The sequence below is a fragment of the Thermodesulfovibrionales bacterium genome (assembly GCA_026417875.1).
Lineage (GTDB): Bacteria > Nitrospirota > Thermodesulfovibrionia > Thermodesulfovibrionales > CALJEL01 > CALJEL01.
In genome coordinates, this window is record JAOACK010000006.1 from 38040 (window position 1) to 60232 (window position 22193).

Sequence of the window (22193 nt, forward strand, 5' to 3'; positions counted from 1 at the left end):
CGTTCTTAAAAAATTTCCTGAAAAAGGTAAGGATATGGCATTTTCTTTGAGAAATTCAGAAAGGACTGTAATGATAGCACCTTCTATTCTCAGCGCTAATTTTCTTAAACTTGAAGAAGAACTAACAAAAACAGAAGAGGCAGGGGCTGATATGCTCCATATTGATATAATGGATGGTCATTTTGTCCCCAATATTACCATAGGACCTTTCGTGGTAGAATTCATAAGAAAGGCAACAAAACTGCCTCTTGATGTCCATCTCATGATTGAAGAGCCAGACAGGTATATAAAAGACTTCATATCTGCTGGTGCAGACTGGATTACAGTGCATTATGAAGCCCTTAAACATCTTCACAGAACTATAAACTGGATAAGAGACAGTGGAGCCAAACCCGGTGTTTCCCTCAATCCCGCTACGCCTATCTGGAGCCTGAATCATATCCTTCATGATATTGATATGGTTCTCATCATGTCAGTAAATCCTGGATTTGGTGGTCAGATTTTCATACCTCAGAGTCTTGAAAAGATAAAAATCCTCAAAGAAATGATAAGGGAAAGGGGACTCCATACACTTATTGAGGTTGATGGTGGAATAAAGATTGATAATGCAAGAAAGGTTGCTGAAGCAGGTGCTGATATACTTGTAATGGGTTCAGGTTTTTATAATTCAAAGGATTATAAATCACTGATGAAGGAGTTAAGGGAAGTACTTGAAGGCTGAAGAAATTTTCAATAAAGCAGAAAAATTAAGAGAACGGGCAGAATATAAAAAAGCCCTTCAATTATATAAAAAGGCTTTGATAAATTCCACAAAAAAGGGTGATAAAGAGGCAATACTCTCAACAACGCTCTCAATGGCTGACACCCTTAGAATGCTCGGTGAATTTAATAAGGCTATTGAATATTACAGAAAAGGTTATGATCTTTCAAAGAAACTTAATGACAGGATAGCTTTGGCTGATTCACTCACAGGTAGAGGCCTGAGTCTCAGGGCACTTGGATACTGGAAGGAAAGCATAAAATATTTCAGAAAGGCAAGACTCTTATACAAAAGACTTAATGACAGAAATGGCATTGCCTTTACCCTCTGGGCTGAAGGAGTAAGTTTGAGGATAAAAGGTGACCTTGACGGTGCAATGAAACTTCTCAAAAAAAGTCTGAAGATGTTTACCTCCAAAGAAGCCAGGGCTTACTGTTTAAACAGTCTCGGCGGAACCTCGAGGGTAAAGGGATTTTATGAGCAATCACTGAGATACTACAGAAAGGCTAATGGTATTTTCAAAAAAACAGAGGATAAATTCGGGCTTGCCTATTCTCACTGCGGAATAGGAAATGCCCTGAGGATGAAGGGAGATTACAAAAAAGCTATTTCCCATTTTAACAGGGCATTAAGCCTTTACAGAATAATTGGTGACAGGGTAAGCTCAGCCTATACCCACTGGAGTCTTGGTATGGTTTATCTGTTCAAAAAGAACCTTGAAAAGGCAGAAAAGAATTTTAAAAAGGCAATATCTTTTTTCAGGTCCACAAAGGACAAAAGAGGAATGGTATACGGACTTACAGGACTCTGCCAGATAGATATCCTGAAAGGTAGGCTGTCTGGTGCTTTAAAAAAATTGCAGAAGGCCTACGCGCTTACCAGGGAACTGGAAATAAAACTGGAGGAAGGTTATATCATTTCAATTCTCAAAAAAATGCTTGAACCTGAGGATTACAAACCTCTGGAGATACCCTGATATGTTCACAATCCCCAATTTCATAACCCTTTTAAGAATCTTCCTTGTGCCTTTCTTTGTCATGTCAATTGTCTATAAAAGGTTTGACCTGGGTTTTTATGTTTTCCTGCTAGCCGCTTTAACGGATGCCCTTGATGGCCTCATTGCGAGGCTTAAGAACCAGAAGAGCAGACTCGGTGCATTTCTGGATCCCCTTGCAGATAAACTTTTACTCCTCACAGCCTTTCTATCTCTTACAATCCTTGAGCTCATTCCTAAATGGTTGACCGTGATCATCATAAGCAGAGATCTCATAGTGGTTATTGGATGGATATCCCTTTATATCCAGACCGGCTCTACAAGGGTTGAGCCTTCCGTTCCGGGAAAACTCTCTAATACATTACAGGTAATAACCATTGTTTCTGTACTGATTAACCTGAATTTCTCAATATTTAATGAGGTATTAGAGACCCTGTATGTCCTTACATCCTTTTTTGCTATTTTTTCATGTATACATTATATACTGAGAGATATAAAGGCCTATGAGCAATCAAGTCGTAATTGAAGAAATAGAAGAGAAAAGCCCTGCTGAAAAGGCAGGTCTGAAGAAAGGAGATATCCTTATTTCTATAAACGGCATGAAGATAAGGGATGCAATTGATCTTCTCTTTTACGGAAATGAACCGATTTTATATATAAAAGTTAGAAGAAATAATAAAAGTATTGATTTCAACATAGAAAGAAGAGAAAGAAGGGATCTCGGTATCAAGGTTAATGCCTTTCCTGTCAAAAGGTGCAGAAACAGATGCATCTTTTGTTTTGTTGATCAGCTCCCGAAGGGACTTAGAAAAACCCTTTACATCAAGGACGACGACTACAGATTATCCTTTCTTTACGGAAACTTCGTAACCCTTACAAATCTGAGTGATGAAGACAGGATAAGGATTAAAGAACAACACCTGAGTCCCCTTTATATATCAGTTCACCATACTGATAGAAAAAAAAGAAATATCATGCTGGGCAATCATGATGCGCCTGATATCCTTAAAGAAATAAGAGATTTTGCAAAGGCAAAGATAAAGATGCACTGCCAGATAGTTCTATGCCCAGGGTACAATGATGGAGAGGAACTGAGAAAGACCGTACTGGATCTTACAAGGCTCTATCCCTATGTAAATTCTATAGCTGTGGTACCGGTCGGAATAACAAAGTACAGTAAAAGTTCTCTGAGTCCTGTAAACAAGGAAGATGCCATTAAAGCAATAGAGATAGTTGAGGCTCTTGACAGGAGATTTAAAAAGAGATACGGAAGACACATTGTTTATGCAGCAGATGAGTTATATATAAAGGCAGGAGTCCCTCTACCTGATGTAAAAAGATATGAAGAATTTCCCCAGCTTGAAAATGGTGTAGGACTGGTAACCCTTTTCCTGCATAAGGCACGTAAATTTAAAAAACCTGTACATCATCCTAAAAAAAGGATTATTACCTTTACAGGAGAGGCCTTTTATCCTTTTCTCCGTAACATAATTGAAAAGTTTAAAACAGAATGGAGACTCCCAATTGATCTTTTCATGATCAAGAACAGATTCTTTGGTGAAACTGTTACCGTAGCAGGGCTTCTTACAGGAAGGGATATAATAGAAGGTCTTGCAGATAAAGTTGACAGGGGTGATTACTTACTCATACCTGATGTAACAACAAAGGATGGAGGAGACGAATTCCTTGATGGTCTGACAGTCAGTGATATATCAAGAGCATTATCAGTTGATGTATTTAAGATAGACTCCTCGCCAGAAGGTCTTATAAAGGCACTGGAGGTGATAAGATGACCATTACAGGTAAGACAAAGATAACAGGTCTTATTGGCTATCCTGTAGAACACAGCCTTTCACCGCTTATGCACAACAGAGCCTTCCATACCTTGGGGCTCGATTACTGCTATGTAACCTTTCCAGTTGAACCCTCAAGACTTGAGGATGCTGTCAAGGGTATAAGGGCACTGGGACTTAAAGGTGTTAATGTAACAGTACCTCATAAAGAGGCAGTGATAAAATTCCTTGACAGTATAGATGACGAAGCAGCTGAGATTGGAGCGGTAAATACAATAGTGAATAAGGAAGGACTTCTCCTTGGATACAACACTGATGGAAAGGGATTTATGGCATCCCTTAATGAAAATTTTGTTACAGTAAAAGGCCGTAGGGTTTTTCTCGTAGGAGCGGGCGGAGCTGCAAAGGCAGTTGCTTATTATCTAAGCAAAGAGGCAGAAGAAGTTCTGGTTTATGATATTGACACAAGGAAGGCAGAAGCCCTGGCAGAGGGATTAAAAAAAAATGTTAAGGTCTCTGAGAATAACTCTGCCATTAAAGATGCCGATATAATAATAAATGCAACACCTCTCGGGCTCAAGCCTGATGATCCTGCACCTGTAGAAACTTCTTTATTAAGAAAAGGTCAGGTCGTATGCGATCTCATATATAAAAAAACAAAACTTCTCAAAGAGGCTGAATTAAGAGGCTGTTTAGCTATTGATGGTCTTGGTATGTTGTTGTGGCAGGGTGTTTTTGCCTTTGAACTCTGGACAGGCATAAAACCACCTGTTGAGATAATGAGAAAGGCATTACTTGAATCTGCAAATTAATTTTTTAGATCTCTTCCTTACACTTTTTCAGTTCGGCAAAAGAAAAATGATCATTACTATTTAAAATCATGTATGCTATAATTAAATGTGAAGAAGTTAGGTCTAATCCTGTTCTTTATAATCTCACTAATCATGTGGATTCTTTTTCTTGAAAATCAAAGTACCTTTAAAAATGAACCACTCACTCTACAGGAATTAAGGGATGTAAAGATAGATACAGAAGGTCCTTCAGGAAAACTCTGGAGACTTGAAGCAGAAAGGGCTGTTCTGGAGAGCGATGATAGCGCCATTCTCTATGACATAAAATTCTTTTCTGATAAAAGAGGCATAGAACTAAAAGCACCTTATGGAAGGTATGAGCTAAATAAAGGGCTGGCTGAGATAAATGGTGGTGTACTCATCAAGCTTACTGATGGTTCAGAGGCAAGGATAACTTCGCTGAGAATCGAAAAGGGAGTTATTAAAAGTGAAGAGCCGGTTATAATAAGAAAAGGAAACATTATACTAAGAGGAAGGGGTATTATATCAGATTCAGATAGTAATATCAGAATCCTGAGAGATGTAAGGCTTGAAATAAAATGAAAGAAATTTTAGGCATATTATTAATAATATTTACTTTTTCAATTTCTCAGGCAGCTGAAGAAAAAAAGTCCATAGTAATAACCTCTGAAAGTCTTACCATAAACAAAAAAGAAAATCAGGCAATATTCAGCGGCAGGGTTATTGCAAAAAAGGATGAACTTACAATTTTTGCTGACACCATGATCGTTTATTATGATAATACAGGCACAAAGGTTGAAATAATAGAGGCCACAGGAAACATAAAAGTTTTAAAGGGTACAAGAACAATCCTCTCAGAAAAGGCAGTCTACAAAGCAGAAGAAGACAGCATTACGTTCACAGGTGAGCCTGTTGCTATGGATGGTAAAAATATTATAAAAGGTGATAAGATAATATATTATATCTCTGAAGACCGTTCTGTTGTTTCTAACAGCAAGGTTTTTTTAAAGGAATCTGTTCAGTGATGTTCCAAGCAAAAAATCTGACCAAGAGATACGGTTCAAGACCTGTCGTTATAGACATAAGTCTTCAAGTAAACAGAGGTGAGATTGTAGGGCTTCTCGGTCCTAATGGAGCAGGAAAAACCACAACATTTTACATGCTTATAGGTGTCATAAAATGTGACAGCGGGGCTGTCCTTCTTGATGGTGAAGATATAACAGGCTATCCCATGTATTTAAGGGCTAGAAAGGGTATAGGATATCTACCTCAGGAACCTTCAATATTCAGAAAACTTACAGTTAGAGAGAATATTAAGGCTGTTCTTGAATTCACGGAGGTTGATAAAGAAGGGCTTGATAAAAGAGTTAATGAAATTATTGAAGAGTTCAAATTGAAGGAATTTTCCGAAAGGGAAGGTTACAGGCTCTCAGGAGGAGAAAGGAGGAGGACAGAGATTGCAAGGATGCTCAGCCTTTCACCCTCTTATGTGCTCTTTGATGAACCCTTTGCTGGCATTGACCCCATAACTATAACAGAGCTAAAAAAAATGATAAACTATATCAGGGAAAAAAATGTAGGTATAATAATCACAGATCACAATGTAAGAGATACCCTTTCAATAACAGATAGGGCATACATCATAAATGACGGCAGGATACTGGCGCATGGGACTCCTGAGGAATTGATTAAAAATGAGAGTGTTAAGAAAATCTATCTTGGAGAGGAGTTCAATCTCTGATGCCTATTGAGAGCAGGCTTGACATACGGCTTACCCAGAAGCTGATTCTTACGCCCCAGCTCCAGCAGGCAATAAAACTTCTCCAGATGCAAAAGCTGGAGCTTGTTGAGGCATTAAATCAGGAACTAATTGAAAATCCTTTTCTTGAAGAACTTAATGAAGTAACTGATGAACCAATATCAGCCGAAGCCCATGATATCACGGCTGAGGAAACAGAAAGTCCTCTTGAGAGGCTATTAGAGTTCAGCGTTGATGAATATTTTGAAGAGCGAGCAAGTGATGGAAGAGATCTTGGATATTTTAATCCCGGAACAGTAGAGACACCATCCTTTGAGAAATTTGTCAGCAGAAAACCCGATCTGGCAGAGCATCTTCAGTGGCAGCTCATGCTCTCACATGAATCAGAGGAAGTGAAAAAAGCTGGAGAGATCATTATTGGAAACATAGATGAAAATGGTTATCTCAGAGCCTCAATTGAAGAACTTATTGCCCTTTCAGGGCTTCCTGAGGAGGTTGTAAGAAAGGCAGTTGAATTGATCCAGACATTTGATCCTCCAGGTGTGGGAGCAAGAGATTTAAAAGAATGTCTTCTCATACAGGCAAGGTATCTGGGACTTAAAGATTCCCTTGTAGAAAAGATTATTCTAAATAATCTTGATGATCTTGAAAAAAAGAGATTTATCAATATAGCTAAGCAATACAATGTATCTATTGATGAGGTGAATCAGGCTGTAAAAATTATTCAGGGATTTGACCCGAAACCAGGCAGGAATTACTCATCACAGGAACCAACTTATGTCGAACCAGATGTATTTATAATTAAAGATGATGAAGAGTACAGGATAATACTTAATGATGATGGAGTTCCAAGATTCAGGCTTAATGAAAAATACAGGCAATTACTTATGAACAAGGCCCAGCTAACAAAAGAAGAACGTCAGTTTCTTGAGGATAAACTCCGCTCTGCAATGTGGCTCATAAAAAGTCTTGATCAAAGAAACAGGACGATATACAGGGTAACAGAAAGCATCCTGAATTTTCAGAGAGAATTCTTTGACAGGGGTGTTGATTATCTCAAACCTTTGACCCTTAGACAGGTAGCTAAGGAACTAGGCATGCACGAAAGTACAATAAGCAGGGTCACATCCAATAAATTTCTCGCCTGTCCTCATGGTATATTTCCTTTCAGATTTTTCTTCAGCAGCGCATTGCAGGGTGACTCAGGTGAAGTCTCATCTACCAAGGTAAAGGAATTGATAAAAAAGATAATTTCTGAAGAAGATCCCAGAAATCCTTTGAGTGATCAGCAGATAGTGGAAATATTGAAGAATTCAAATATTCACATAGCTAGAAGGACTGTTTCAAAATACAGGACAGAATTAAAAATACTTTCTCAGAATCAGAGAAAGATATTAGAAAAAAAGGAGGAGCTATGAACATCATCGTCACCGGTAGGAATCTTGAAATTACTCCAGCATTGAGAGATTATGCTGAAAAGAAGATTGCAAAGTTTGAACGCTATCTTTCAAACATCACTGAGGCTATCATTACTCTCAGCATCCAGAAATACCAGCACAAGGCGGAGGTTCTCATTAAGGCGAATGGCTATATGATTCAGGCTGAGGGTGTTACAGGAGAAATCTATTCCTCCATTGATGAAGTGGTTGAAAAACTTGAAAAACAGATAAAGAAATATAAGGAAAAGATAAATTCTCATAGAAAGGGTGAAAATAAGGCCTCTACAGCTGTCACCGGCTCAGGTTCAGAAAAAGAGCCAAGGATAATAAAAATAAAAAGATTTGATATAAAACCAATGAGCCCTGAAGAAGCAGCTATGCAGATGGAACTTCTTGATAAAAATTTCTTTGTCTTTGAAAATGAAAGAACAGGACAGATGAATGTAATTTACAAAAGAAATGATGGAAATTATGGTCTTATAGAGCCAGCGAAATAATCTCTCACGGGCTGAGGTTTAAAGTTTTGCCTCAGCCTTAAAACAATCTTCATCTTAATCCCAGTACATCCTGCATATCATAAAGTCCGGGTGATTTAGAGACCAACCACCGTGCTGCCCTCAAAGCTCCCTTAGCAAAGGTATCCCTGCTTGATGCCCTGTGGGTGATCTCTATCCTTTCCCCTATCCCACCAAAAAGGACTGTATGTTCACCCACTATATCTCCAGCCCTTACAGTCTGGATGCCGATCTCCTTTTTACTCCTCTCACCTATCATTCCTTTTCTTTCATAAACAGCCACCTCTTCAATATTTCTTCCAAGTGCATCAGCTATCACCTGAGCCATCTTCATAGCAGTACCGCTTGGTGCGTCTTTTTTTAATCTGTGATGTGCCTCAATAATTTCCACATCATATTCATCGCCCAGAACTACTGCCACATCCCTTAGAACTTTTAGCAAAAGATTCACTCCAACACTCATATTTGGAGCCACCACACAGGGTATCTTAACTGCAAGACTTCTTAATTCCTCCAACTCTTGTTTTGAAAACCCGGTTGTACCTATAACCATTGCCTTTTTAAGCTCCACAGCAAGCCTTAAGTGTTCCAGTGTTACTGAGGGTGTGGAAAATTCAATAAGTACTTCTGCCTCCTTAATAGCATTCTGTGGCTCATCAGTGAGAAAGACACCTGTTTCTTTAAGTCCCAGAAGAAGACCTATATCCTTTCCGATGAATTCATGACCTCTCTTTTCAAGGGCTCCCTTTAACACAAAACCTTCTTCCTGAATACCGAGTGTTATTATCCTGCTGCCCATCCTGCCCAGTGCTCCTGAAACTGCAAAGGAAATCATAACCATACCTCCTTTAAAATTAATTTCGAAACTTACTTTTCTATTTCTGTCTGTTGTTCTTCTTCTCCGCTAATCTTCTGCTCGGGCTCCACAGGAACAGATATCCTGTATTCCTCAGATGCCCACCTGCCAAGATCAATAAGTTTGCATCTTTCAGAACAGAAGGGCCTCCAGGGATTTTCATTCCAGGTAGTAACTATCCTGCATACCGGGCATATAATATTCATATTGAATTTTAACATAAAATAATCTACCTAAAATAATTTTTATGCTAAAATAAATCATGCTACTTGGAGTGAATGTAGATCATGTAGCTACATTAAGGCAGGCAAGGCTTGCCAAGGAGCCTGATCCTGTTATGGCAGCTACCCTTGCAATACTTGGAGGAGCTGATGGGATAACAGTTCATCTCAGGGAAGACAGAAGACATATTCAGGACAGGGACCTCAGACTTCTAAGAGAAATTGTAACAGTTGAACTGAACCTTGAGATGGCGGCAACACAGGAGATGCTTAGGATAGCCATAGAGACAAAACCCGATCTTGTCACCATAGTACCTGAGAAAAGACAGGAACTCACCACAGAAGGGGGGCTCAATGTAAAGGACAATCGTAATGCTCTCAAAGAATTCATAAAAAAGATAAATGAACATGGTATCCCTGTTAGTCTTTTCATAAATCCATCAACAGAAGACGTTGATATCTCGAAAGAGATTGGTTCTCAGATGGTGGAGATTCATACGGGTATTTATGCTGATGCATCCTTCAGAAATAAACCTGAGGAATTAAGGAAAATACTAAATGCAGTCCAGAGGGCAAGGTCCGTTGGACTTGAAGTGAATGCAGGTCATGGCCTTAATTATCACAACGTAAAATCAGTGGCTCAAATCCCTGGTCTGAGAGGACTTTATATAGGCCACAGTATTGTGGCAAGGGCTGTTCTTGTGGGAATGAAAGAAGCCGTGAGAGAGATGAAGACTCTGATTGAATCAGCTACTAAATAAAGGTCTTCTGTGATAAAAGGAACAGGTATTGATATAGTAAAAATTGATAGAATTAAAAAGGCTGTAGAAAAATGGGGGGAAAAATTTCTTTCAAGGATATTCACTCAAAATGAACTAATATACTGTTTTCAGAAGAATCCTCCCTATGAATCCCTTGCTGTAAGATTTGCTGCAAAGGAAGCCTTCTTGAAAGCAATAAATAAAAGACTCAGTTTCAGTTCAATTGAGATAAAAAATGAACCATCTGGAAAACCTTATATCTCTGTAAAAGATAATCTCCCTGAGAATTTAAGATTTCATATCAGCCTCAGCCATGACACTCAGTATGCAGTTGCCGTAGTAATTGTGGAGGAGATTTCTTGAAGATTGTCACGTCTGAAGAGATGCACCTGATTGATAAAAAAACCATTCAAGAATATGGTATTTCTGCTCTTAATCTTATGGAAAGGGCTGGTAGAGCTGTAGCCCTTAGGATCAAAGAGTTTTTTAAAAAGGGTAATGTCATGGTTATAGCCGGTCCGGGAAATAATGGTGGAGATGGACTCGTTGCTGCCAGGTATCTTAAAAAATCTGGATTCAATGTAAAGGTCTGCCTTTTATTCGATAAAGATAAACTCAGCCCTGAAGCAAAGATACAACTTGAAAGACTAAAAAAAGCAAAAATACCCTTTAAAGTAAGCAGGGATTTAAATAAAGATGACCTCAGAAAGGTGATAATAGTGGATGCCCTTTTTGGAACAGGTCTTAAAAGAGAGATATCCGGTGACCTTGCTCAGCTTGTTGATAAGATTAATTCATCTGGAAATCCTGTGGTAGCAGTGGATATTCCCTCCGGAATATCCTCTGATGACGGCTCTGTAATGGGAAAGGCTATCAGGGCTGATCTTACAGTGACCTTTGGTCTTCCAAAAAGAGGGCATATTTTATTCCCTGGTGCAGAATACACAGGGAAACTTTATGTAGAAAACATAGGATTTCCCGAAGAACTTCTCAATGCACCTTTTATAAAGACAGAACTTCTTACTGAGGATTATATAAGGGCATTGATTCCTCAGAGAAAGAGATATTCTCACAAAGGGACCTACGGACACGTTCTTATAATTGCAGGCTCAAAGGGAAAGACAGGCGCCTGCCTAATGGCAGCACGTGCCGCTCTGAGATCAGGGGCAGGCCTTGTAACAATGGGTGTTCCTGAGACATTACTTTCAGTATTCCAGTCAAGGGTTAGTGATGAGATGTGCCTCGGTCTTCCTGACAGCGGTGATGGCATATTACGCAAAGAGGCATTAAAGGTCATTTCTGACTTTTCAGAAAAAAAGGCACAGGTCATTGCAATTGGTCCAGGTATGGGTGTAACAGAGGATACAAAGGAAATAATGAAGGGATTGCTGCATTCAATGAATATTCCGCTCGTTATTGATGCTGATGGAATAAATTGTCTGGAAGGTCTTACTTTTTTACTTAAAAACAAAAAGCAATGTGTCATAACACCCCATCCAGGAGAATTCTCGAGACTCACAGGTATATCCAGGGAAGAGATTGAGAAAAGAAGGATAGAGCTCTCTTCAGAATTCTCTCTAAAATATGGTGTTACAACTGTGCTTAAAGGAGTACCAACTGTAATTAGCCATGAGGGTTATTCTTATATAAACACTACAGGAAATCCGGGAATGGCAAAGGCAGGAAGTGGTGATGTTCTTACAGGGATAATTGCAGGTCTTATGGCCCAGGGTCTTTCACCGCTCAATGCCTCTATTCTTGGTGTCTACATGCATGGTCTTGCAGGCGATATAGGCTCAAAAGAAAAAGGCCTGTGGAGCCTTCTTGCCTCTGATATAATTGAATATATACCCGGTGCCTTTAAGGAGCTAACCTGTGAATGACCTCATTGTGCCAGAGATCTTTCCAGAAAATATAAAGGCCTTTTTTACAACAAAGGAAAGCCACGACCATATATATCAACTCAGTTACCCAGTATACAAACCAATTCAGAGACATACTTCAGAGGTAATTATCCTTGATGGTATGGAAAGAAGGGTTGCTGATGGAGTGATTACTGATAGAAAAGGAATAGTCCTTGGAGTAGAGACAGCTGACTGCCTTCCCATTCTTCTCTGTGACCCTTCCATACCTGCTGTAGGTGCAGTACATGCAGGATGGAGGGGAACTGCTCAAGGCATAATTAAGAATGCTATAAAAAAATTTAAAGAAGTCTTCTCATCTGATCCATCAAGGATACTGATGGCAACAGGTCCATCAATAGGTCCTTGCTGCTATGAGGTGGAACAATCTGTAATGGAGGCAGTATCTTCACAGACAGGTTCTTTTTATACAGAAAGAAAGGGTAAGTACTATATTGACCTTGTCATGGAAAATATAATACAGGCAGTTTCAGAAGGTCTTAAAAGAGAAAATATCTGGCATTCAGGAGAGTGCACACGATGTTCCAATGAGAGATTCTATTCTTACAGATATCACGGAAAACTTGCTGGCAGGCAAGGAGGATTCATCCTTATTGAAATTTAATCTCAATTGTGGTAACTTTGAATAAGAAACCCCTGAGTGCAGGGTTTAATTCTTCAGGCCACTCAATGGTGGCAGAAGGAGGCCCCAATTGAAAGAACAGGAAATAATTGAGCTTCTAAGAAAAGAAAACGAGGAATTCAGAAGACTCGAACAGGAACACAGAAATCTTGACAATACCCTAAAACAACTGGAATCAAAGAGATATCTAACAAGTGAGGAAGAACTTGAGATACATAATTTGAAAAAACTAAAACTTTCAAAAAAAGACAGAATGCTTGAGCTTATAGAAGAATACAAAAAGAGCCATTCTTTAAATTAATTTTTTATTTTATATAAAATTTCTAGCTCATAGCGGGAGGATTTTTATGCCTTTAAGAAGTTCACGGATAAAAAAAGGACTTGAAAGGGTTCCCCACAGGGCACTACTCTATGCCACGGGCCTTCCTAAATCAGAAATCAACAAACCCTTCATAGGGGTTGCATCAAGTTTTACAGACATCATTCCGGGACATATAGGTATGAGAGATCTTGAAAGATTTATTGAAAAGGGTATTCACACTGGAGGAGGCTATCCCTTCTTTTTTGGAATTCCAGGAATATGTGATGGAATAGCCATGGGACACAGAGGGATGCATTACAGCCTCCCATCAAGAGAATTGATAGCTGATATGGTTGAGACCATAGCAGAGGCCCATCAGTTTGATGGTCTTGTTCTTTTAACTAATTGTGACAAGATAACACCAGGTATGCTAATGGCAGCAGCAAGGATAAATATTCCATCAATTGTTATAACAGCAGGACCTATGCACTCAGGGCTTCTTAAAGGCAAAAGACTCTCCCTTGTTAACGATACCTTTGAGGCGATAGGGAAATTCAAAAAGGGCCTGATATCAGAAAGGGAGCTTGAACAGCTTGAACTCTGTGCATGCCCAGGACCGGGTTCCTGTCAGGGAATGTACACAGCAAATACAATGGCCTGTGTAACGGAGGCACTGGGAATGAGCCTTCCAACCTGTGCCACAAGTCTTGCAATCACCTCCCATAAAAGAAGGATTGCCTTTGAGAGCGGAAGAAGGATTGTGGAGCTTGTAAGGAAAAATATCAGACCGAGGAAGATAATGACAAGAAAGGCTTTTGAAAATGCTATAAGGGTCGACCTTGCACTTGGCGGTTCAACAAACACAGTTCTTCATATCCCTGCAATAGCCCGTGAAGCAGGAGTTGAGCTTCCCCTTGAAGTATTTGATGAGCTGAGCCGTACAACCCCTCATATTGCCAATATGCTTCCAGGAGGAGAACATTTCCTTGAAGACCTTGATGCTGCAGGAGGAATACCTGCTGTGCTTAAAAGACTAGGAAAACTGATTCATAATACAATGACACTCAGCGGCTTTACAACTCACCAGATTGCCGAGAGGGCAGAAATCTATGATGAGAATGTAATTAGGCCTCTTGAAAAGGCTTATCATAAAGAAGGTGGTATAGCTATTCTCAGGGGAAATCTGGCACCTGATGGAGCTGTTGTTAAGCAATCTGCTGTTAGCCCAAAGATGATGGTCTTTGAAGGAGTTGCAAAGGTCTACGATTCAGAAGAAGAAGGCATGAAAGCAATTCTTAATGGAGAGATCAAGCCAGGTGATGTTGTTGTGATAAGATATGAGGGTCCGAAAGGAGGTCCTGGCATGAGGGAGATGCTTTCACCAACAGCAACCATAGCAGGTATGGGACTGAGTGAATCCGTTGCACTTATTACAGATGGCAGGTTCTCAGGTGGAACAAGGGGTCCCTGTATAGGTCATATATCGCCAGAGGCAATGGAGGGAGGACCTATTGCAATAATCCAGAATGGAGACAGAATAAAGATCGATATTCCAAAAAGAAAGATTGACCTTCTTCTTTCTGAAGAAGAAATAAAGAAGAGACTTTCCAAATGGAAACCTCCAAAACCAAAGATAACAAAGGGATGGCTTGCAAGATATGCAAAGCTTGTAACATCTGCAGGCACAGGTGCTGTAATGAAGGAAGAGTAAGCCTTTATATACCAGAAATATTCACCTATCTTACAAAGAACAGAAATGCCTTGAAATGAAGAATGATAAAATGGAATTACTCAATTATGAGTATATTGAATCGTGAAGATTAAAAGAGTCCGAGCTGCCTTTCTTTTTCATATCTATCTGGTAAATAGAGTGTTTCTACAAATTCCTCTTTAATCTCTGATAAAAAGGAGGAAGGTTTCTGAATCTCTGTCTTACCATATAGCTTTCTTCTTCTTGCCTGAAGAAGGTATAATTCTTCCTTTGCCCTTGTCATGGCTACATAAAGGAGTCTCCTCTCCTCTTCTAAATTTTCTGGCTCAATAGGAATCAGACCTTCCTCAAGGCCTGAAATAAAGACTACCCTGAATTCAAGACCCTTAGACATATGAATTGTAAGAAGCCTCACACCCTCAGCCTGAAGCCTGTCTTCTTCAGGACCCGTAAGTTTAAGCCAGCTTATAAGGTCATCAGTTGAAGATGGAATATAATCAGCCATCAGGGAATTTATTATTTTATATTTTTTTCTCAGTTCTGATATAAGCAATTCTAAGGGCTTATCCTTATTTTCTTCAAGATAGAGAATTATTTCTTTTATAGAATCTATAAAAGTCCTTCCCATGGCATAACAGGGTATACCTGCCTTTTTTAATTCAGACTCCATTGCTAACACCTGATTATTTGTCCTAAATAGTACTGCAAAATCGGAGAAAACATAATCACTCCTTTCGGCAACATCCATACCTTTCATAAGGCTGTAATGGCTCATGCCGCCCATCCTTTTTTCTATCTCCTTAACAATAAAATCAATCTCAGCCCTGTCATCAGGCAGGGAAACTATCTTCACAGGGAGTCCCTCTCTTTTGATACTCACAATATTTCTAGGTATCCTCTCTTTATTATTTTCAATAAATGTTTCTGAAGCCTTAACTATAAAAGGCTGGGATCTGTAGTTTTTATCAAGAACAATTTTTACAGCATGAGGATATTCCTTTTCAAAATTGATAAAATTCTCTACATTTGCTCCCCTGAAGCTATAGATTGACTGATCAGGATCACCAACAGCAAATATTTTATCCACAGATAGCATCTTTAGCATTTTGAGCTGAAGAGGATTAATATCTTGATACTCATCCACCAGTAGATACCTCATAGTTCTGCTATATCTACTCTTAAAAGATGGATCGCTCAGTAGCTCTATTGCCCTTATTAAAAGATCATCATAGTCAAGGGCTTTTTTTTCAAGAAGAATTTCATAATAATCGTTAATTATCTTTTTAAGCTTCTCGTCAGGTTTATCAACGAGATTCTTTACCCTTGATATCCTTTCAAGGATAACTGATGGCTTTCCCGCACCAGATATTCTTTTAATGAGCTCTATCTGTTCTTCCCTACTGATAATATAAAAATCTTCACCACTAAATTCTCTTAAGAGCCTTAAACCTAAAAGGTGAAAGGTTCCAGCAAACAATCCATTGAGTCCTCCGTAAAAAGCTCTTATCCGTTGTTTGAGCTCAGAGGCTGCCCTGTTTGTAAAAGTAAGAGCACATATTTCCTCAAAACTTAAGCCCTTTGCTATAAGATAGGCAATCCGCCTTACAATTGTAAGGGTCTTACCTGTACCTGGTCCTGCTACAACAAGTACAGGACAATCAGGTGCTGTAACAGCATGTCTCTGGGATTCGTTTAAACCCTCAAGGATTATTTCTATATCCATCTGCCATCAGTCTCTTTATAAACATTGTTCCATAACTTCCCCTCTTAAGCTCAAAATGAAGATAAAGGGCCTTTCTGTTTTGATAAACCTCATCATCTCTGATATCATAACCCTTCAGATCAGGTATTACTACAAAGGGTCTCGGTGTTGAACTGAAAAAGGCTGCTCTTATTTTTTTAAGATTAAACATTGAAGGCTTGAGTTCCATTTCTTTAAGGATATTATTATAAATCACCTCTGTCAGCTCATCGGGCATCTGTGCTTTATGAGAGGCTGTCGGGATAATCAAACTTCTGAGATATTCAAAGGACTGAGGTTTTCTGTAAAATAGATAATCCCAGTAATTACCCCTGTATCTAATAATCTCATCACCATAAATCATGACTATCCTCTCTGCCATCTTATTCCAGATATAGGATTGAAAGGCTGCGAAGAAAATAGAGAGTTCATATCCCGGGATAGTCTGAATAATCTTGAGAAAAGGTTTTTCTTCTTTTTTGCTTAGGATCCTGAATGCCCTTTTTTCAATAGAGGTTTTTGCTTTTTTCAGACACTCATCCCACTTTCCCCAGTTCTCATAGAAAAACCTCTTTCTCTCTTTTTCCTCCTTCCTGTCCTCTGGATGTACTGCCGTAAGATATATCTTCACTGCACCATTATAATGTTTTTTTAATATTTTTTCTGCAATAAATCCCTGTTCTCTGGAAAAACTTCCGAATCTCTGGTCATCAAAGTAATTTGGATATCCATACTGTTTTACCCACTCTATCTCTCCGAGAGCCTTTTCAGCTTCTTCTTCTTTAAGGTCTCTTACAACGATTTTAAATTCATTTGCCTCAATAAGGTCAGGTCCCATGGGTCTGTCCATGTCACCAACGTATTTCAGACTAAAGGATTCTTCTTCTCTCTCTCTCAATGAGGTATCATCAATGGTTATATACTGAGAGGTAAGGCCATATCTATCCTTTTTACCTCCATAGGAAAACCTCTGAAAGGAAATACCAAAGGCCTTTGAAAGTTTCAAGAGAAGATCCAGAGTATTGTATCCTTTTTTTGTAAGTATATAAACCTTGAATCTTCCACCTTTTCTCAATGGTAGCTTTGCCTTCTCCTGAACAACAAAGTCATCCGGTTTCACCTTTATCTTCATAAATTTTTAGGATAAAAATAGTAATAAAGATTTTCAAGATACTTTCAAAAATATGGTATGCCTCTTTAAAAAACCCAAGGATTTGAAATTAGGAAAGATTTAGGCACAATCACTTCATTATTCCTTTAACTCTTAACAAGTCTACCGCCCCTGGGAATTACAGCTATTCCTGAATGGTCTATATGACATCTGAACCTGTCTTTTTCAGGCTCAAAACCTATCCTTTCGCCTTCCTCTATTGTATTAAGTTTATCAACTATCAATCTCTTTAAAGCTGCACCCTTTTTTATAACCACATCATCCATTATTATGCATTCCTCAATTGTCACATCGTCTTCTATCACAACCCCGCTCCTTATTACAGAATTTATTATCTTCGCCTTTCCAACTACTGTTCCCTCAGCAATTATACTGTTCATTATATCAGCCTTCAATATTTTTGCCGGTGGAAATTCTGAACTTGATGGATGTATGGGCCAGAGTCTGTTATTCAGTTCAAACAATGGTTTTTCTCCAAGCATATCCATATGTGCATTAAAATAAGCCGCTATTGTCCCCACATCGCGCCAGTAACCTTTTTCTTCGTAATCTCTTGTGCCAGGGATTATATTTGTACCAAAGTCGTAGGCAAATACCTTTTTTGTCTCAACAAGGTCAGGTATAATATGGGCACCGAAATCATGCTGTTTTTTATTCTGAGCCTTGATTAATGATTCAATAAGTACATCTTTATTGAATATATAATTTCCCATTGACACATAGGCCATCTTCGGATTATCGGGCATAGGTGAAGGTTTTTTAGGCTTTTCCTGAAAGCCGGTGATCCTCTTTTCCTGATCAGAAACTATAACACCAAATTGTGAAGCTGTCTCAATGGGAACAGGTCTTGCGGCAACAGTTACAAATGCATCCTTCTCAAGATGAAAATCTATCATCTGTCTTATATCCATTCTGTATATATGATCAGCACCAAAGACTATAACAAGTTCAGGATTGAGCTGTTGAATAAGATTGAGATTCTGAAATACTGCATCAGCAGTTCCCTGAAACCACTCAGGACCCATCCTCATCTGAGGCGGAACCACAGTAATAAAATGTTCCTTAACAAGGGGAGACATCACCCAGTTTCTTCTGATATGTTCTATCAAAGACTGGGATTTATACTGCACAAGGAGATACACTGAATAAATATGGGAATTAATAAGATTGCTCAATACAAAATCCACTATCCTGTAACGACCACCGAAGGGAACAGATGGTTTTGAACGAAAGGCTGTTAGCGGAAAAAGCCTCTCGCCTTTACCACCAGCAAGCACAAAGGCAAGCACCCTGGGATGGGGCATATTTAACTCCTTTAAGTTTTTTATTATTTATAGCAGAGGTTTAAACATCTGTCAAGTCAGTGCTTCTAATATTTAGAACAAAGTGTTCCCTGAGCCTGAAGAAATCGGAGATTTTGGTTGAGGTATTTTCGTTAAGCACATCTTCCCTCTTAAATATTGAACATATGATTTCTATCGTCAGATAGAAAAGTTATGTTAAAATTATTCATGCAGCAGAAGATAATGGCACTTATTGAAGGAAGATTATCAGATCCCTTTGAAGTCCTCGGTACTCATAAAAAAGGAGAAAAGATAATCATCAGAACCTATCTTCCACATGTAAAGAATGTCTGGCTTTTGATTGGTAAAAAAAAATACAGATTTAAGGAGATAGAAAAAGGACTCTTTGAGTTAGAACTTGAAGAACTCAAGGAGAAACATTATAAACTAAAGACTATTGATTATAATAACCTTACAGAAGAGTTTATTGATCCCTATTCATTTGATAAACCTATTCTTGGTGACCTTGATCTTCACCTAATTAATGAAGGAACCCATCACAGAATATATGATAAACTTGGTGCCCATATAATGGAGATTGATGGAATCAGAGGAACTCACTTTGCTGTATGGGCACCAAATGCTGAAAGGGTGAGTGTAATTGGAGATTTCAATAGATGGGATTCAAGAATACACATGATGAGACCATTAAAGAGCTCTGGAATTTGGGAGATATTCATACCAGGAGTAAAGGAAGATTCACTTTATAAATACGAAATCAGGTCAAAATACCACAACAACATTATCAGAATTAAGTCCGATCCCTTTGCCTATTATTCGGAATTGAGACCAAAGACTGCTTCCATTGTTGTAAATCTAAATTCTTATAAATGGAATGATGACGAATGGATGGAGCGAAGAAAGTATTCAAATCCCTACGAATCACCCATCTCAATTTATGAAGTACACGCTGGCTCATGGATGAGAGTTCCTGAGGAAGGAAATAGATTTCTTAATTATAGAGAACTTGCCCACCATCTCATACCATATGTAAAGGAAATGGGATTTACCCACATTGAGCTGATGCCTATTACAGAACATCCCTTTGATGGATCATGGGGTTACCAGACAACGGGTTACTATTCAGCAACAAGTAGATATGGAAGGCCTGAAGACCTGATGTATTTTATAGACCAGTGTCATCAAAATGGAATAGGTGTAATACTTGACTGGGTTCCATCCCATTTCGCCTCTGATGACCACGGGCTAAGGTTCTTTGATGGAACATGCCTTTATGAGCATGAAGACCCGAGAAAGGGATACCATCCTGACTGGTCAAGTCTGGTTTTTAATTATGGAAGAAATGAGGTAAGAAATTTTCTTACAGGAAGTGCACTTTTCTGGCTAGAAAAATACCATATCGATGGTCTGAGAATAGATGCTGTAGCATCCATGCTCTATCTTGATTATTCAAGAAAAGAAGGAGAATGGATTCCAAACATCTATGGTGGAAGAGAGAATCTTGAGGCGATATCCTTTCTTAAATATCTCAATGAAACGGTTCATCATTATTTCCCGGGAGTTCTCACAATTGCTGAGGAATCAACTGCATGGCCCATGGTTTCAAGGCCCACTTATATAGGCGGGCTAGGATTCAGCATGAAATGGAATATGGGATGGATGCATGATACCCTTGAGTATTTCTCAAAAGACCCTGTTTTCAGAAAATACCATCAGGGAAATCTTACATTTAGCATGCTCTATGCCTTCAGCGAAAATTTTATACTTCCATTAAGCCATGATGAAGTAGTCCACGGTAAGGGTTCACTCTTTGGAAAGATGCCAGGAGACGACTGGCAGAGATTTGCAAATCTAAGGCTTCTTTACGGATATATGTTTGGCCATCCGGGAAAAAAACTCCTATTCATGGGCAGTGAATTCGGGCAGTGGAGGGAATGGGATTACAATTCAAGTATAGACTGGCATCTCCTTCAATATGAATCACACAGAGGAATTCAGTTATTAATAAAGGACCTCAATTCACTGCTTAAAAAAGAACCATCACTACATGAGCTTGATTTTCACTGGAATGGCTTTGAATGGATTGATTTTCATGACTCTGAAAAGAGTATTATTGCCTTTATTAGAAAGGCAAAAAATCCTGACGACTTTCTTGTCTTTGTTTATAATTTTACTCCCGTCATCAGATTTAATTACACAATAGGAGTTCCTAGATCTGGCTATTACAGAGAGATACTGAACAGCGATTCAGCAATCTACTGGGGAAGTAATGTAGGGAATCGTGGCGGTGTTCATGCTGAAAGAATACCAGCTCACGGAAGACCTTATTCCATCAGTATAACCCTTCCACCTCTTGCTGCACTTGTATTTAAACCACAGCGAGACTAATTAAATAAATCAAGAATGGTAGGCGCGAAGGGGATCGAACCCTTGGCCTCTTCCGCGTCAAGGAAGCGCTCTCCCACTGAGCTACGCGCCTTAGGTTATATAAATTAACCTATTACTATACCTTCCTGTCAAGAATCTAAAAAAATTCTTGTGCTGTTGACTTTTTCTATACTTTAGCCTAAAATTAATAAAAATTCAGGAGTGAGAGGATGGCAACAAAGGTACTACTTGCAGATGACAGTATTACAATACAGAAGGTTGTTGAGCTCATTCTTACAGAACACGGTTTTGAGGTTAAAACTGTAAACAATGGTCAGGAAGCCTTAACAACAATGCTTTCTTACACTCCTGATATTGTTCTTGCAGATGCAGAGATGCCCGTGCTTAACGGTTATCAACTCTGTGAAAGAATTAAAAATAATTCACGAACAAAACACATACCTGTTATACTCCTTGCAGGGGCCTTTGAGCCAATAGATGTGGAACTTGTGAAAAATGTAAAAGCTGATGGCACTCTCACAAAACCTTTTGAAGCACAGGAACTTCTAAGCAAGATAAATTCCTTTCTGGGCAGAAAAGAGAAAAAAATGGAAGAAGAGCTCATAGAAGAGCCCTCTCCAGTGACAGCTCTGACAGAAGAGAGTGAAGAGGCAATAATGGTTGAAGAAGAAATATGGGAGGTTGAAGAGCCCGCGGAACAGATTACTATTGAAGAAAGTCCAGAAGTTATAACCCAGCCAGAACAGAAAATTGTCCCCCTAACAGAAGAAAGATCTTTTACAGTAGAAGAAAAAACAGCAATCCCAGAACAACCTCTTACAGGAATTTCAAAAGAGTCTTTTGAAAGGGCTATAAGGGATGCTGTAGCAGGAATAATTGCCAGTTCTGACCTTCCCTCCATCATAAGAGCCGCTGTCAAGGATTCTGTCGAAAAGATGCTTGCAGAAAGACTTCCATACCTTATAGAAGATCTTACAAAGGAGCTCCTGAAAGGCTCTCTTTCTGGTATTTCCAGTGAGATAGAAAAGGTTCTCTGGGAAACCCTTCCCGAGCTGGCAGAGACACTCATAACAAAGGAGATAGAGAGAATAAAGGTATCCTTATCCTGAAAAAAATTCCTTCC

The 22193-nt window shown here is 39.0% G+C and carries 23 protein-coding genes and 1 tRNA gene; 18 read left to right on the plus strand and 6 right to left on the minus strand.

Going from position 1 to position 22193, the window contains the following annotated elements; all coding sequences use genetic code 11:
• Positions 1-34 precede the first annotated feature (34 nt).
• The 10 genes from rpe to raiA all read left to right on the plus strand — a co-directional run bounded on the left by rpe (position 35) and on the right by raiA (position 8054).
• Positions 35-721 carry a ribulose-phosphate 3-epimerase gene (gene rpe, locus N2257_02315; protein MCX7793230.1) on the plus strand — a complete coding sequence of 229 codons (687 nt, stop codon included), beginning with the start codon at positions 35-37 and terminating at the stop codon, positions 719-721.
• Positions 711-1736 (plus strand): tetratricopeptide repeat protein, encoded by a 1026-nt coding sequence (locus tag N2257_02320; protein MCX7793231.1) that lies wholly within the window; start codon positions 711-713, stop codon positions 1734-1736. Before rpe ends, N2257_02320 begins: the two co-directional genes overlap by 11 nt.
• A 1-nt stretch (position 1737) precedes the next feature.
• A complete protein-coding gene (gene pgsA, locus N2257_02325) occupies positions 1738-2280 on the plus strand; it encodes a CDP-diacylglycerol--glycerol-3-phosphate 3-phosphatidyltransferase (protein ID MCX7793232.1) in 543 nt (180 codons plus the stop codon).
• Positions 2258-3547 carry a DUF512 domain-containing protein gene (locus N2257_02330; protein ID MCX7793233.1) on the plus strand — a complete coding sequence of 430 codons (1290 nt, stop codon included), beginning with the start codon at positions 2258-2260 and terminating at the stop codon, positions 3545-3547. The genes pgsA and N2257_02330 overlap by 23 nt, the downstream gene beginning before the upstream one ends.
• Positions 3544-4359 (plus strand): shikimate dehydrogenase, encoded by an 816-nt coding sequence (locus N2257_02335; GenBank protein ID MCX7793234.1) that lies wholly within the window; start codon positions 3544-3546, stop codon positions 4357-4359. The genes N2257_02330 and N2257_02335 overlap by 4 nt, the downstream gene beginning before the upstream one ends.
• A gap of 87 nt (positions 4360-4446) precedes the next feature.
• Positions 4447-4941 (plus strand): hypothetical protein, encoded by a 495-nt coding sequence (locus N2257_02340; GenBank protein ID MCX7793235.1) that lies wholly within the window; start codon positions 4447-4449, stop codon positions 4939-4941.
• Entirely contained in the window at positions 4938-5384 is a 447-nt protein-coding gene (gene lptA / locus N2257_02345) for a lipopolysaccharide transport periplasmic protein LptA (protein MCX7793236.1), read from the plus strand. Before N2257_02340 ends, lptA begins: the two co-directional genes overlap by 4 nt.
• On the plus strand, positions 5384-6100 hold the full coding sequence (gene lptB / locus N2257_02350) for an LPS export ABC transporter ATP-binding protein (protein MCX7793237.1): 717 nt from the start codon (positions 5384-5386) through the stop codon (positions 6098-6100). The genes lptA and lptB overlap by 1 nt, the downstream gene beginning before the upstream one ends.
• Entirely contained in the window at positions 6100-7536 is a 1437-nt protein-coding gene (gene rpoN, locus N2257_02355) for an RNA polymerase factor sigma-54 (protein MCX7793238.1), read from the plus strand. The genes lptB and rpoN overlap by 1 nt, the downstream gene beginning before the upstream one ends.
• A complete protein-coding gene (gene raiA, locus N2257_02360) occupies positions 7533-8054 on the plus strand; it encodes a ribosome-associated translation inhibitor RaiA (protein ID MCX7793239.1) in 522 nt (173 codons plus the stop codon). Before rpoN ends, raiA begins: the two co-directional genes overlap by 4 nt.
• Before the next feature lie 49 nt (positions 8055-8103).
• On the opposite strand, the gene dapB is transcribed toward raiA, so the two are convergent.
• Positions 8104-8907: a 4-hydroxy-tetrahydrodipicolinate reductase gene (gene dapB, locus N2257_02365; protein ID MCX7793240.1), complete on the minus strand. Its 804-nt coding sequence runs from the start codon at positions 8905-8907 to the stop codon at positions 8104-8106.
• A 32-nt stretch (positions 8908-8939) separates the two neighbouring features.
• Positions 8940-9134 (minus strand): DNA gyrase inhibitor YacG, encoded by a 195-nt coding sequence (locus N2257_02370; protein ID MCX7793241.1) that lies wholly within the window; start codon positions 9132-9134, stop codon positions 8940-8942.
• A gap of 56 nt (positions 9135-9190) precedes the next feature.
• Between N2257_02370 and N2257_02375 the strand changes: the two genes are divergently transcribed.
• From N2257_02375 to ilvD, 6 genes are all read left to right on the plus strand, one after another.
• Positions 9191-9910, plus strand: coding sequence for a pyridoxine 5'-phosphate synthase (locus tag N2257_02375; protein ID MCX7793242.1), 720 nt, complete (start codon positions 9191-9193; stop codon positions 9908-9910).
• A 9-nt stretch (positions 9911-9919) separates the two neighbouring features.
• Entirely contained in the window at positions 9920-10273 is a 354-nt protein-coding gene (acpS, locus tag N2257_02380; GenBank protein MCX7793243.1) for a holo-ACP synthase, read from the plus strand.
• Positions 10270-11793, plus strand: coding sequence for an NAD(P)H-hydrate dehydratase (locus N2257_02385; protein ID MCX7793244.1), 1524 nt, complete (start codon positions 10270-10272; stop codon positions 11791-11793). The genes acpS and N2257_02385 overlap by 4 nt, the downstream gene beginning before the upstream one ends.
• Positions 11786-12436, plus strand: coding sequence for a peptidoglycan editing factor PgeF (pgeF, locus tag N2257_02390; GenBank protein ID MCX7793245.1), 651 nt, complete (start codon positions 11786-11788; stop codon positions 12434-12436). Before N2257_02385 ends, pgeF begins: the two co-directional genes overlap by 8 nt.
• Before the next feature lie 88 nt (positions 12437-12524).
• Positions 12525-12755, plus strand: a complete 231-nt coding sequence (locus N2257_02395; GenBank protein MCX7793246.1) for a DUF465 domain-containing protein — start codon at positions 12525-12527, stop codon at positions 12753-12755.
• 46 nt (positions 12756-12801) lie between these two features.
• Positions 12802-14466, plus strand: coding sequence for a dihydroxy-acid dehydratase (gene ilvD / locus N2257_02400; GenBank protein MCX7793247.1), 1665 nt, complete (start codon positions 12802-12804; stop codon positions 14464-14466).
• A gap of 109 nt (positions 14467-14575) precedes the next feature.
• On the opposite strand, the gene N2257_02405 is transcribed toward ilvD, so the two are convergent.
• The 3 genes from N2257_02405 to glgC form a co-directional block, all read right to left on the minus strand.
• A complete protein-coding gene (locus N2257_02405) occupies positions 14576-16189 on the minus strand; it encodes an ATP-dependent helicase (protein ID MCX7793248.1) in 1614 nt (537 codons plus the stop codon).
• Positions 16167-17339: a tRNA pseudouridine(13) synthase TruD gene (truD, locus tag N2257_02410; protein ID MCX7793249.1), complete on the minus strand. Its 1173-nt coding sequence runs from the start codon at positions 17337-17339 to the stop codon at positions 16167-16169. The genes N2257_02405 and truD overlap by 23 nt, the downstream gene beginning before the upstream one ends.
• A gap of 125 nt (positions 17340-17464) precedes the next feature.
• On the minus strand, positions 17465-18682 hold the full coding sequence (glgC, locus tag N2257_02415; protein MCX7793250.1) for a glucose-1-phosphate adenylyltransferase: 1218 nt from the start codon (positions 18680-18682) through the stop codon (positions 17465-17467).
• Between the two features lie 207 nt (positions 18683-18889).
• Here glgC and glgB point away from each other — a divergent pair, with 207 nt between their 5' ends.
• Entirely contained in the window at positions 18890-21070 is a 2181-nt protein-coding gene (gene glgB, locus N2257_02420; GenBank protein ID MCX7793251.1) for a 1,4-alpha-glucan branching protein GlgB, read from the plus strand.
• A gap of 16 nt (positions 21071-21086) precedes the next feature.
• Here glgB and N2257_02425 read toward each other — a convergent pair.
• A tRNA-Val gene (locus N2257_02425) sits at positions 21087-21161 on the minus strand.
• 118 nt (positions 21162-21279) lie between these two features.
• Between N2257_02425 and N2257_02430 the strand changes: the two genes are divergently transcribed.
• The gene (locus N2257_02430) at positions 21280-22179 is read left to right on the plus strand and encodes a response regulator (GenBank protein MCX7793252.1); all 900 of its coding nucleotides are present in this window, start codon (positions 21280-21282) and stop codon (positions 22177-22179) included.
• Positions 22180-22193: the final 14 nt, after the last annotated feature.